Source organism: Pseudomonas sp. NPDC078416, from assembly GCF_050268485.1.
Lineage (GTDB): Bacteria > Pseudomonadota > Gammaproteobacteria > Pseudomonadales > Pseudomonadaceae > Aquipseudomonas.
In genome coordinates, this window is sequence record NZ_JBNNGV010000014.1 from 96,930 (window position 1) to 110,133 (window position 13,204).

The window sequence follows — 13,204 nt, forward strand, 5'->3', positions numbered from 1 at the left end:
CGGGTATACTCCCGCTCTTTAAATCGCAGCCCCCCAGTACAGGTGAATTTCGTGAGCCAGCCTACGCCAGCCGTGCGTACCTTCCAAGACTTGATCCTCGCCCTCCAGCAATACTGGGCTGAGCAAGGTTGTGTGGTACTTCAGCCCTACGATATGGAAGTGGGCGCCGGCACTTTCCACACCGCTACGTTTCTGCGCGCCATCGGCCCGGAAACCTGGAACGCCGCCTACGTACAACCGAGCCGTCGTCCTACCGATGGCCGTTATGGCGAGAACCCGAATCGCCTGCAGCACTACTACCAATTCCAGGTCGTCCTGAAGCCCAACCCGGACAATTTTCAGGAGCTGTACCTCGGCTCGCTGAAGCACGTGGGTCTTGACCCCCTCGTACACGACGTCCGCTTTGTCGAAGACAACTGGGAGTCACCCACCCTCGGCGCGTGGGGCCTGGGTTGGGAGATCTGGCTGAACGGCATGGAAGTGTCGCAATTCACCTATTTCCAACAAGTCGGCGGTATCGAGTGCTACCCGGTCACGGGCGAAATCACCTATGGCCTCGAACGTCTGGCGATGTACCTGCAAGGCGTCGAGTCGGTCTACGACCTGGTCTGGACTGACGGCCCGTTCGGCAAAGTCACCTACGGCGACGTGTTCCATCAGAACGAGGTGGAGCAATCGACCTACAACTTCGAGCACGCCAACGTCGACAAACTGTTCGAGCTGTTCGATTTCTATGAAAGCGAAGCCGTGCGCCTGATCGAAGTGGAGCTGCCATTGCCGAGCTACGAAATGGTCCTAAAGGCCTCTCACACCTTTAACTTGCTGGATGCCCGTCGTGCAATTTCCGTGACGGCGCGTCAGCAGTACATTCTGCGCGTCCGCACCCTGGCTCGCTCCGTGGCCCAGGCGTACCTGATGGCCCGGGCCAAGCTCGGCTTCCCGATGGCCGCGCCCGATATTCGCGATGAAGTGTTGGCCAAGCTGGAGGCTGCGCAATGAGTGCTCAAGATTTTCTGGTTGAACTGGGCACCGAAGAACTGCCACCCAAAGCATTGAATACCCTGGCCGATGCGTTCATGGCCGGTATCGAAAAAGGCCTGCACGCTGCCGGCCTGACCTACAGTGCCAAGCAGGTTTATGCCGCGCCACGTCGTCTGGCCGTGCTGATTACTCAGCTCGCCACCGAGCAACCGGATCGCAGCGTCAACCTGGATGGCCCGCCACGCCAGGCGGCGTTCGATGCCGAGGGCAATCCGACCCAGGCTGCCTTGGGCTTCGCCAAGAAGTGCGGCGTGGACCTCAGCGAAATCGATCAGAGCGGCCCGAAGCTGCGCTACAGCCAGAGCATCCCTGGCAAGCCAACGTTAAGTCTGCTGCCGACCATCATCGAAGACTCGCTGAACGATCTGCCGATCCCGAAGCGCATGCGCTGGGGTGCTCGCAAGGAAGAGTTCGTGCGTCCGACCCAATGGCTGGTCATGCTGTTTGGCGATCAGGTCGTTGATTGCACCATTCTTGCCCAGACGTCCGGCCGTGAATCCCGGGGCCATCGCTTCCATCACCCGGAAAGCGTGCGCATTTCTTCGCCGGCCAACTACGCCAGCGACCTGCGCGCGGCCCACGTGCTCGCGGATTTCAACGAGCGTCGTCAGTTGATCAGCAAGCGCGTCGAAGAGCTCGCCACACAACACGAAGGCACCGCCATCGTGCCGCCGGCATTGCTCGATGAAGTGACTGCGCTGGTCGAGTGGCCAGTGCCGCTGGTGTGCTCGTTCGAGGAACGTTTCCTTGAAGTGCCGCAGGAAGCCCTCATCACCACGATGCAGGACAACCAGAAGTATTTCTGTCTGCTGGATGCCGAAGGCAAGCTGTTGCCGCGCTTCATTACTGTCGCGAACATCGACAGCAAAGACCCTTCCCAGATCGTCCACGGCAACGAGAAAGTCGTTCGTCCACGTCTGACCGACGCCGAGTTCTTCTTCAAGCAGGACAAGAAGCAGAAGCTGGAGACCTTCAACCAGCGCCTGCAGAACGTGGTGTTCCAGGCGCAGTTGGGCACGGTGTTCGACAAGGCCGAGCGCGTTTCCAAGCTCGCTTCGTTCATCGCACCACGCATTGGCGGCGATGCTCAGCGCGCCGCGCGTGCAGGCTTGCTCTCCAAGTGCGACCTGGCGACCGAGATGGTTGGCGAGTTCCCCGAGATGCAGGGCGTTGCAGGCTACTACTACGCCTTGGCCGACGGCGAACCCGAAGACGTCGCACTGGCGTTGAACGAACAGTACATGCCGCGCGGCGCTGGCGCTGAATTGCCAGGCACGTTGACCGGCGCCGCTGTCGCCATCGCCGACAAGCTCGACACACTCGTGGGCATCTTCGGTATCGGCATGTTGCCGACCGGGAGCAAAGACCCGTACGCATTGCGCCGGGCCGCGCTCGGCATCCTGCGCATCCTGATCGAGAAGAAGCTGGATCTCGACCTGGTCAAAACCGTGCAGTTCGCCGTTGCTCAGTTTGGTGTGAAGATCAAGCCTGCTGGCCTGCCAGAGCAGGTGCTCGAATTCATCTTCGATCGTCTGCGTGCGCGCTATGAAGACGAAGGCGTAGACGTTTCCGTCTATCTCTCGGTGCGCGCCTTGCAGCCCGCTTCGGCTCTGGACTTCGATCAACGTGTTCAGGCGGTCCAGGCCTTCCGCAAATTGCCTGAGGCTGCAGCACTGGCCGCCGTGAACAAGCGGGTTTCCAATCTGCTGAGCAAGGCGGATGGCAACATCGCCCAGACCGTCGAGCCGAAGTACTTCGATAACGCCAACGAGTTCTCGCTGTACTCGGCCATTCAGCAGGCAGATCAGGCCGTAGCGCCGATGTCCGCCAGCCGTCAGTACAACGAAGCACTGACCCGTCTTGCGGCACTTCGCGAGCCGGTGGATGCGTTTTTCGAGGCAGTGATGGTCAACGCGGAAGACGCAAGCGTGCGAGCCAACCGTTATGCCTTGCTTGCCCGTCTGCGCAATCTGTTCCTCGGCGTTGCCGACATCTCTTTGTTGAGCTGACAGCGGAGCGCATGCCAGTGAAGTTGCTGATTCTCGATAGGGACGGGGTGATCAACCAGGACTCCGACGCCTACATCAAGTCGGTGGACGAGTGGGTTCCGATTCCAGGCTCCATCGAGGCCATTGCGCAACTGAGTAAAGCCGGCTGGACGGTGGCAGTGGCCACCAATCAGTCCGGCATCGCTCGCGGTTACTACGATCTCGCGACCCTCGATGCCATGCACGCACGCCTGCGTGAACTCGTGGCGGAGGAGGGCGGCGAGGTCGGACTGGTCGTTTATTGCCCCCATGGCCCGGACGCTGGCTGCGATTGCCGCAAGCCAAGACCGGGCATGCTGAAGACAATTGCCAGCCATTACGCCGTCGATTTGGGCGGCGTGTGGTTTGTGGGCGACAGCAAGGGTGACCTGGAGGCGGCGGTGGCCGTCGACTCACAACCTGTTCTGGTCCTGACCGGCAAAGGTCAGAAGACGCGAAGCGGTGCATTACCCGCAGGCACGTTGGTTTTCGATGATCTGGCGGCGGTTGCCGCAGAACTTATTCACAACAGCGCCCCGTTGAATCGCTAACGGCTATTCAACGGCTCGCTCAATTTCGGGCAATTGCCCCGTAACGGTAAAAGCAGCTATGTCGATTGTGCAGGCCATCAGGATTTTCTTCTTTTACCTGCTGCTGGGCACTACTGCCCTGCTGTGGTGTTCGCTGAGTTTCTTTATTGCACCTTTCCTGCCGTTCCGTCTTCGCTATCGCTTCATCAATGTCTACTGGTGCCGCTGCGCGTTATGGCTGACCCGCGTGTTTCTCAACATCAAGGTCAACATCACCGGCCAGGAAAACATCCCGGAGACACCGTGCGTGATCGTCTCCAATCACCAAAGCACGTGGGAAACGTTTTTTCTATCGGCCCACTTTCAGCCTTTAAGCCAAGTGCTCAAGCGTGAGTTGCTCTACGTGCCGTTCTTTGGATGGGCCATGGCGATGCTGCGTCCCATCGCCATTGATCGCAACAATCCCAAAGCGGCGCTCAAGGTCGTGGCGAAGAAAGGCGATGAGTTGCTCAAAGATCGGGTCTGGGTGCTGATCTTCCCTGAAGGCACGCGCGTACCCTACGGCCAGATCGGAAAGTTCTCGCGCAGCGGTTCGGCGCTGGCCGTTAATGCGGACTTGCCCGTCCTTCCCATTTCCCACAATGCCGGCCGCTACTGGCCAAAAGAGGGCTGGGGTAAAAAACCGGGCACTATCGAAGTCGTGATTGGCAAACCTATGTACGCAGAGGGCACCGGCCCTCGCGCAATTGCTGCATTGAACGATCGCGTCTCGGCATGGAATGAGCAAACCCAGCGTGATTTGGGATCGCCCGCCATGCCTGCGCCAGTACCCGAGAAATCACCGGCGTGAATTGTGGATAACCTGTGCACGAATAAATAAAAAATCGAGAAATTCGCTGCTAACTCTCTAATTTAAATACTTATTTCTTCTGACGCTTACCAAGTCCAAAGCGTGCATAAGTTTTCCCCTAGGGCCTTTCGATGCCCTGAAGAGACCGGTCTTGAGCCTTGGCAGCCAAGACCGAGGCGTGAATCAAGCAGTCCTCCCCGGCGCGGCTATCCATAGATTGCATAGCGCCCCCATACCGACTAATACAATCCCGCCACACGCGGCTGCGACGAATCCCATGGCGGGGGAAACGCTGTCGATGGCGAATCCCACAATGGGCGCCGACAGGGTCTGACCTATCCGGTAAGCCGAATCGTGCAACCCCATCACCTCACCTCTTACGCTGGAAGGCGCCAGCTTGGCAACCGCTTCCGAACCTGCAGCCAGCGTCGGCGTGCATAGCAGATTGGTTGGCAACAGCGCGAGCATCAGCCACCACCAGACGTCATCAAAGAACACTACAGGTAGCAGCAGCAGGCTCATTGCCAAAGCGAGTTTCATCTGTGACCACGACCTGTGGACAACACCGTGGACATACCCGCCCACGATGGACGCAATGGACATGGCGGCGATGACATACCCGGTGAAGGCAAGTTGATCGCTGGCGCGCAGCACGGCGATCAGTGCCAGTTCGGTGCCGTACAGCACGAACAAAGCCCCCGCACTCACACACATGACGGCCAGTAAACGGCCGCTCATCCAGGTGCGGAGTTTGGGCCGTACACGATCCGGATTTGCTGCGACTTCGTCCACATTGCGCGTAGGCCAATTCAACACGTAGAGCACCACATAGGAGAGCGCACGCCAGAGGCCAATGCCCGCCAGAGTGGCAGTCGCCGAATAGGTGGTGATCAACAGGATGCCGCTGGCGGGCCCGATGACGAATGAGAGCTCCATGAGCATCATGTTGAGCGAGTAAGCAGGCCGGCGCTGATCTTCCGGGACGAGGCTGGCGACGAACTGGCGGGCGAGCGATCCTGTCGGCACGGTGAACAGCCCTGCCACAAACGCCAGAAGCACATACAACCAATAGCCCACCATGGGGAGCAGTATCCAGGCGAGCGTCGACAGCGTCCCGCACACCGCCACCACTGGACGCAGGCCGTGACGGTCAATCATTCGGCCGAGCAGGGGAGAGCCCACCGCGAAACCAAGGGCGGTCGCTGTCCCCACCACGCCCGCATCAAAATAACTGCCGCCCATTTCATTGAGCACATGCAAACTCAGCGTGAGCCCCATGATGGTCAGCGGCAGACCGGCGACGAACATGAACAACGTGGCAGGCAGCACTCGAGGGATAGCCAGCACTTTCTGGTATTTGCGAATCGACATATGACTGAGGCTCCTTGATCTTAAACCTGTCCTGATGCAGCGGTTCAATCGGCGGGTATGCACGTTCTTGCCGCTGTCATTGCCCAGATAAGGCGCAGCGGTACAGTCCCTTAACAAAAACTATCGTTCGAGTTTCAGGGCCAAATTATTGGCTGACAGGGCGTGCAGTTAATCCGCGTGGCGATTAGGGATGCCAATTAGACGCGCAGCATCCCCAGTGTATCGTTCAAGCTCAGAACCACTTCCAACCCTCTCGATATCGCGCGTCTCCGACGGCGTGAGCGTCACAGCGGAGAATGGATCGAACCGATATGACCCTGATCTCTCGCGGAGGCAGCATGAATACGTTGGGTGACCTGGCGTCCAGAAGAAGCAACAACTTTAACCTGATCAGAATGCTTGCTGCCACGGCGGTCCTGATTTCCCACAGTTACCCTCTCGCACTTGGCCATGATGCGGTAGAGCCGCTCTCGAAATGGATTGGCCTGTCACTCGGTGAACTGGCGGTCATCACGTTCTTCTGCGTCTCCGGTTTTTTTATCTCCCTTAGCCGCGATCGGGCAGGCAGCACAACGGATTTTTTCACCGCTCGTTTTCTGCGCATTTACCCTGGGCTGACCCTTGTGCTTTTGCTCAGCGTGTTTCTGATCGGGCCCTTTTTTACGACACTGAGTGCGCCGGAATATTTCCGTTCGGGTGAAACATACGGTTATCTAACCCACAACTTGACCCTGTTCAGCATGAAGTTCCAGTTGCCAGGCGTGTTCGAAAATAACCCTTGGCCCGGCATTAACGGGTCGCTGTGGACGCTCTTTTATGAGGTTGCCCTCTACATCCTGGTTGGTGCGCTTGGCGCACTCGCCTTTTACGGTAAAGGGCCTAAATTCGCCGGCTTTCTAGTGTTTTACGCCGGCCTGTACGTTGCCTTCAAAACCTTGATGTTGAACAGCGCTTTGCTCAATGACTTCCACCGCGCCGAGTTTTTCTTCACGTGGAGCTTGCCGTTTGTGCTGGGGATGTCCTTCTACCGATATCGTCAGCACATCAAGCATCGATTTATCGGCTTCCTGCCTTTCGCTGTGCTAGCCGCCTGCACATGGCGCACGCCGTATTTCTTCGAGTGTTTTGTTCTGGCCTGGACGTATCTGATTTTCTATCTGGGGTTCGCAACCCATCCGGTGATCGACCGTTACAACCAGCTGGGCGATTACTCATATGGCGTTTATATCTATGCCTTCCCGATTCAGGAAATCCTGGCCCATTCGTTCAAAGGTATCGGCCCTCTCAGCATGATGCTGATCGCCTTCCCGCTTGTGTTACTGGCAGCCATATTCTCCTGGCACATTATCGAGAAGTCCGCCATGGCCTGGCGCCGCGGGCTTGCCGGGTTTTTAAGCACTCGCCTGGACAACATGAAGATTCGTTGGACCAGAACCGGGAAAGGCACCGTATGATGACTTGCGCACCTGGGGAGGCTCCAAGCGCATCCGGCATGGATTCATCAGGGAGTTCGCGATGAAGAGATTTCAAGTGCTGGACGGCTTCAGGGGTATCTGCGCACTCAGCGTTGCGGTCTATCACATCCATATTTCACAGAGCTTCGGCGAATGGGCATTTTTCAGAAACGCTCATTACCTGGTGAGTTTTTTCTTTGTTCTGAGCGGCTTTGTCATGGTCCACACCTACGGACAGCGCCTGGCCACGACGGACCAGTTCAAGCAGTTCTTCATCACACGCACCTTCCGACTGTACCCCTTGCACGTCTTTGTGCTCCTGTTCGCTATCGCATTGGAGGTTGTGAAGCTGGCCGCGGAGCATGCCGGGATAGCGTTCAATCAGCCGAGCTTCACCGGACAGCGCGCGCCCCAGGAAATCATCCCCAACCTTCTGTTGCTGCAATCCTGGTGGCCGGGATTCAATCCCCAGTCGTTCAACTTTCCGGCATGGAGCATCAGTGTCGAGTACTACATCTACATGATCTTCGCGGGAATACTGTTGTGCACCCCACGTTTGGGCGCGCTGATATTCCTGACGATTTCGTTGGTGGCTACGGCGTGCCTGTTCTTGGGACTCGCCTATCTGATGGAGCCCGCTCTGCAGGGTTTGTCTTGTTTCTTTGCGGGCGTGATGACTTACCATCTCTATCGGGTTATCCACAGCAAGACCATTCCGCGCTGGGTGCACACTGTTTTGGAAACAGTCGGGATCTGCCTCACAGCGATCTTGCTGGTGAGTAACATCGATCACAAGCAGATCATTCTGATGTTGGTCTTCTGCGCGCTCATGTTGATTTTCTCCTTTGAGGGAGGATTGATCTCGATCTTGCTCAAGGCTCGCCCGTTCGAGAAACTGGGCGCGCTGTCCTACTCGATCTACATGACCCATGCGATGGTTCTCTTCGCCGTCACCCTCGCCATGCTTCTTGTAGGGAAAGTCACTGGTTACACAATTGTCACCTACGCTACCGATGCGCCCGGTCCGATGCTGTCCTTCCACAACGCAGTGGCTGACAACGCTCTACTCGTCGCTCTGTTGATCATCATTATCGGTATATCTACGGTCAGCTATCGATTCATTGAGTTGCGCGGTATCGAATGGGGCAAACAGTTAAGCAGGAGAGGGCGGACCACATCGCCGATCAGTCCGATTAAAACAGTGAGCTGAGTGCCTAAACGAAAACAGCCCCAATCGATTTCCATCGTTGGGGCTGTTTTGTAAGCGGGTGGAACCTTAGAAATCCAGGTTCGACACTGCCAGTGCGTTGGCTTCGATGAAGTCGCGGCGCGGTTCTACTGCGTCACCCATCAGGGTGTTGAAGATCTGATCAGCGCCGATGGCGTCTTCGATCGTCACCTTGAGCATGCGTCGCACGCTTGGGTCCATCGTGGTTTCCCACAACTGATCCGGGTTCATCTCGCCGAGACCTTTATAGCGCTGGATGGTGTGACGCTTGGTGCTTTCTGCCATCAACCAGGCCAGTGCTTCCTTGAACTCGGTGACTGCTTTCTTGCGTTCGCCACGTTGAACGTAAGCACCTTCTTCCAGCAGGGTGCTGATCTGAGCACCCAGCGCAGTGACTGTCTTGTAGTCGTTGCTGCCGAAGAAGTCGCGGTTGAACGTTACGTAGTTGGACAGACCATGGGAGATCAGCTCGACCTCTGGCAGCCACACGTTACGCTCGCGGTCTTCACGCAAGCTGGCCTTGTAGACCAATCCGGATTTCTCTCCCACGCGCAGGCGTTCATCGAACTTCGCCAGCCACTCTTGCATGGCCGCATGATCCGACAACTGCTCCATTGGGACAGCCGGCAGGTAGACGAAGTGCTCCGTCAGCTCTTGCGGGTACAGTCGGGACAGACGTTTCAGCGTCTTCATGACCATGCGGAAGTCGTGAACCAGTTTCTCCAGCGCTGCACCGGAGATGCCAGGCGCCGATTCGTTCAGGTGCAGGCTCGCATCTTCAAGGGCCGACTGGGTCATGTACTCTTCCATGGCCTCGTCGTCTTTGATGTACTGCTCTTGCTTGCCTTTCTTAACCTTATACAACGGCGGCTGGGCAATGTAGATGTAGCCACGCTCGACCAGCTCCGGCAACTGACGGAAGAAGAAGGTCAGCAACAGGGTACGGATGTGCGAACCGTCGACGTCAGCATCAGTCATGATGATGATGTTGTGGTAGCGCAGCTTTTCGATGTTGTACTCGTCACGGCCAATACCGCAGCCCAGCGCAGTGATCAACGTGCCCACTTCCTGGGACGAAATCATCTTGTCGAAGCGCGCCTTTTCCACGTTCAAGATCTTGCCCTTGAGTGGCAGGATGGCCTGAGTCTTACGGTTACGCCCCTGCTTGGCAGAGCCGCCAGCAGAGTCACCTTCCACGAGATACAGTTCGGAAAGGGCAGGGTCTTTCTCCTGGCAGTCGGCCAGCTTGCCGGGCAGGCCTGCAATATCCAGCGCACCTTTGCGACGAGTCATCTCGCGTGCTTTACGCGCAGCTTCACGAGCACGCGCTGCATCGATCATCTTGCCGACAACGGCTTTTGCTTCGTTCGGGTTCTCCAGCAGGAAGTCAGAGAAGTACTTGCCCATCTCCTGCTCAACCGCCGTCTTCACTTCTGAAGACACCAGTTTGTCTTTCGTCTGCGAGCTGAACTTCGGATCAGGTACCTTGACGGAGATGATCGCGGTCAGGCCTTCACGCGCATCATCACCGGTGGTGGCGACCTTGTGCTTTTTCGCCAAACCTTCCTGCTCAATGTAGTTGTTCAGGTTACGGGTCAGGGCAGAACGGAAGCCGACGAGGTGGGTGCCACCGTCGCGCTGTGGGATGTTGTTGGTGAAGCACAACAGGTTCTCGTTGAAGCTGTCATTCCACTGCAGGGCGATTTCGACGCCAATACCATCTTCACGCTGGATGTTGAAATGGAAGACCTGATTCACCGGCGTCTTGTTGGTGTTGAGGTATTCAACAAATGCGCGCAGACCGCCCTCATATTTGAACAGCTCTTCCTTGCCGCTGCGCTCGTCCTTGAGAACGATACCCACACCGGAGTTAAGGAACGACAGCTCACGAATACGCTTGGCGAGGATGTCCCAGCTGAAGTGAATGTTCTTGAAGGTTTCGGAGGAGGGCTTGAAGTGGATCTCTGTGCCCGTGGTATCACTTTCACCAACGATTTGCATCGGCTCTTGTGGAACACCATGGACGTAGGTCTGCTCCCATACTTTTCCACTGCGGCGAACAGTGAGGTTCAGAACCTCGGACAGTGCGTTGACGACTGAAACGCCCACACCGTGCAGACCGCCGGATACTTTGTAGGAGTTATCGTCGAACTTACCGCCGGCGTGTAGCACCGTCATGATGACCTCGGCGGCGGACACGCCTTCTTCTTTGTGCACATCAACCGGAATGCCGCGACCGTTGTCGCGCACAGTGATCGATTCATCCGGGTGAATGATGATGCTGATGTCGTCACAGTGACCAGCCAACGCCTCGTCGATCGAGTTGTCCACAACCTCAAACACCATATGGTGGAGGCCGCTGCCATCGTCTGTGTCGCCGATATACATACCAGGACGCTTGCGTACGGCATCGAGCCCTTTCAGCACTTTGATGCTGGTCGAGTCGTACGTTTGGTTTTCGCTCATGCCTTCACTCCCGGTGGTCGTGGGTCTGGGTGATATTGCCGTGTTCCACGTGGAACAAAGCAACTGGCGTTTCCGTCTGCCAGCCTTCCCTCAACAATTCATGATCTACGCAGGTGATAAATACCTGGCAGCGTAATTCTTCCAGCAGGCGACAAAGCGCACCGCGGTGATTCTCATCGAGCTCCGATGGCAGATCGTCGACGAGGTAAATACATTGGCCACGACGGGCCGTGCTGACTAAGTGTCCCTGAGCAATCCGGAGGGCGCAGACTACGAGTTTCTGTTGCCCGCGGGAGAGGATATCCGCCGCGTTGTGTCCGCCGAGTCGCAGGCGTAAATCTGCACGTTGGGGCCCCGCTTGCGTATGACCCATCTGCTGATCGCGATAGAGCGAGGATGCCAGTACATCGCTCAGGTTTTTTTCCTTGTCCCATCCTCGATAGTAACTAAGCGTCAATCCATCGATCTGAACAAGCTCACTCAGCGTTTGCTCAAACACAGGTTTCAGCGCCTTGATATAAGCGCGCCGAAACTCGTCAATTTCATCGCTGGCCAGACACAACTCACGGTCCCATGCGGCCTGCGAAGCGGCGTCAAGTGTACCATGCCGAAGCCACGAGTTCCGCTGCCTCAGGGCCTTCTGGAGCCGCTGCCAGGTCGACATGAAGCGAGGTTCCACGTGGAACACTCCCCAATCCAGAAACTGACGACGGATCTTGGGGGCACCCTCAAGGAGTCGAAAGCTGTCGGGATTGATCAGCTGCAGCGGCAACGTCTCGGCGAGTTGCGCGGCGCTTTTCGCATTCTGGCCATCTATACGAATCTGAAAATCGCCCTGACGGTTGCGTGAAATGCCAAGGCTACTGTGGCCTCCTTCAGCGAGTTCTACCTGGCCAAAAACCGTGCACGCAGGCTGCTCGTATTGAATAACCGGCTGGAGCCGCACGCTGCGGAATGAGCGCGCCAAGCCGAGGAGGTAGATGGCTTCAAGAACACTGGTTTTACCACTGCCGTTGGCGCCGTACAGGATGTTAATGCGGGGAGAAGGAGAGAAGGTCACCGGGTGCAGATTGCGCACCCCGGTGACCGAGACACGGCTAAGAGACATTGATCAACTGCTGTTACAGACGCATCGGCATAACGACATAGGCCGAGTCGTCATTGCCGGATTCCTGCACCAACGCACTGCTGTTGGAATCCGAGAGAATCAGACGGACTTGCTCCGTAGTCATGACACCCAATACGTCGAGCAGATAGCTCACGTTGAATCCGATCTCGAGTGAGCTGCCGTTGTAGTCGACGCTGATCTCCTCTTCGGCTTCCTCTTGCTCCGGGTTATTCGCCTGAATCTTCAACTGGCCGTTGGCCAACTGAAGGCGGATACCGCGATACTTCTCATTCGAGAGGATCGCCGTGCGGCTGAACGCTTCACGCAGTGCCTGACGATCACCCACCACCAACTTGTCGCCGCCCTTAGGCAGCACTCGCTCATAGTCAGGGAATTTCCCGTCGACCAGTTTGGATGTGAACGTGAACTCACCCGTGGTCGCACGAATGTGATGCTGCCCAAGCACGATGCTGACCAGACCATCTTGTTCGGTCAGTAGTCGAGCGAGCTCCAGAATGCCCTTACGCGGCACGATCACCTGGTGACGGTCAGCCTGCTCGATCTCTGCAGCCATGGAACACATCGCAAGACGGTGACCATCGGTCGCAACTGCGCGCAGAATGCCCGACTGCACCTCAAGCAGCATGCCGTTAAGGTAGTAGCGAACGTCCTGCTGTGCCATGGCAAAGCTAGTGCGCTCGATCAGCCGGCGCAGCTTGCTTTGAACAAGGCTAAACGTGAGCGAACCCGGGCCTTCTTCGACAGTGGGGAAGTCGTTGGCAGGCAGGGTAGAAAGAGTGAAACGGCTGCGACCCGCTTTGACGATCAGCTTTTGCTCGTCCAGCTTGATGTCGATGAGCGCATCGTTGGGAATGCTTTTGCAGATGTCCATCAGCTTGCGCGCGGGGACGGTGATCTCACCCGGCTCTGCAGGCTCTTCCAGCTGCACACGGCCGACCAGCTCTACTTCCAGGTCTGTACCGGTCAGAGACAACTGCTGGCCCTCAACGACCAGGAGCACGTTCGAGAGAACCGGCAAGGTCTGACGGCGTTCGACAACGCCCGCGACCAGTTGCAGGGGTTTCAACAGGGCTTCGCGTTGAATGGTGAAATGCATGGTCTAGTCCCT

General features: G+C 57.1%; 10 protein-coding genes. 6 read left to right on the forward strand and 4 right to left on the reverse strand.

The window, feature by feature from the left end; translation table 11 throughout:
* The first annotated feature begins 51 nt into the window (after nt 1-51).
* The 4 genes from glyQ to ACQKEN_RS14645 are packed head-to-tail and all read left to right on the forward strand — an operon-like array spanning nt 52 to nt 4,448.
* A complete protein-coding gene (gene glyQ / locus ACQKEN_RS14630) occupies nt 52-999 on the forward strand; it encodes a glycine--tRNA ligase subunit alpha (protein ID WP_065988033.1) in 948 nt (315 codons plus the stop codon).
* The gene (gene glyS, locus ACQKEN_RS14635; protein WP_427686477.1) at nt 996-3,050 is read left to right on the forward strand and encodes a glycine--tRNA ligase subunit beta; all 2,055 of its coding nucleotides are present in this window, start codon (nt 996-998) and stop codon (nt 3,048-3,050) included. Before glyQ ends, glyS begins: the two co-directional genes overlap by 4 nt.
* A gap of 11 nt (nt 3,051-3,061) precedes the next feature.
* Complete coding sequence (gene gmhB, locus ACQKEN_RS14640) at nt 3,062-3,619, forward strand: D-glycero-beta-D-manno-heptose 1,7-bisphosphate 7-phosphatase (RefSeq protein WP_427686479.1); 558 nt, start codon at nt 3,062-3,064, stop codon at nt 3,617-3,619.
* A gap of 58 nt (nt 3,620-3,677) precedes the next feature.
* Nucleotides 3,678-4,448 carry a lysophospholipid acyltransferase family protein gene (locus ACQKEN_RS14645; RefSeq protein WP_427686481.1) on the forward strand — a complete coding sequence of 257 codons (771 nt, stop codon included), beginning with the start codon at nt 3,678-3,680 and terminating at the stop codon, nt 4,446-4,448.
* 183 nt (nt 4,449-4,631) lie between these two features.
* Here the strand turns inward: ACQKEN_RS14645 and ACQKEN_RS14650 are convergent, their stop codons facing one another.
* Nucleotides 4,632-5,819 (reverse strand): MFS transporter, encoded by a 1,188-nt coding sequence (locus tag ACQKEN_RS14650; RefSeq protein WP_427686483.1) that lies wholly within the window; start codon nt 5,817-5,819, stop codon nt 4,632-4,634.
* Nucleotides 5,820-6,130: 311 nt separating this feature from the next.
* On the opposite strand from ACQKEN_RS14650, the gene ACQKEN_RS14655 reads away from it, so the two are divergent.
* Complete coding sequence (locus ACQKEN_RS14655; RefSeq protein WP_427686485.1) at nt 6,131-7,273, forward strand: acyltransferase family protein; 1,143 nt, start codon at nt 6,131-6,133, stop codon at nt 7,271-7,273.
* Between the two features lie 61 nt (nt 7,274-7,334).
* Complete coding sequence (locus ACQKEN_RS14660) at nt 7,335-8,483, forward strand: acyltransferase family protein (protein ID WP_427686487.1); 1,149 nt, start codon at nt 7,335-7,337, stop codon at nt 8,481-8,483.
* 66 nt (nt 8,484-8,549) lie between these two features.
* On the opposite strand, the gene gyrB is transcribed toward ACQKEN_RS14660, so the two are convergent.
* Genes gyrB through dnaN form a run of 3 tightly spaced genes read right to left on the reverse strand, consistent with a single transcriptional unit; the run spans nt 8,550 to nt 13,192 of the window.
* Nucleotides 8,550-10,967 carry a DNA topoisomerase (ATP-hydrolyzing) subunit B gene (gene gyrB, locus ACQKEN_RS14665; protein WP_282365446.1) on the reverse strand — a complete coding sequence of 806 codons (2,418 nt, stop codon included), beginning with the start codon at nt 10,965-10,967 and terminating at the stop codon, nt 8,550-8,552.
* A gap of 4 nt (nt 10,968-10,971) precedes the next feature.
* Complete coding sequence (gene recF / locus ACQKEN_RS14670; protein ID WP_427686489.1) at nt 10,972-12,075, reverse strand: DNA replication/repair protein RecF; 1,104 nt, start codon at nt 12,073-12,075, stop codon at nt 10,972-10,974.
* 13 nt (nt 12,076-12,088) lie between these two features.
* Nucleotides 12,089-13,192 (reverse strand): DNA polymerase III subunit beta, encoded by a 1,104-nt coding sequence (dnaN, locus tag ACQKEN_RS14675; RefSeq protein WP_065988045.1) that lies wholly within the window; start codon nt 13,190-13,192, stop codon nt 12,089-12,091.
* Nucleotides 13,193-13,204: the final 12 nt, after the last annotated feature.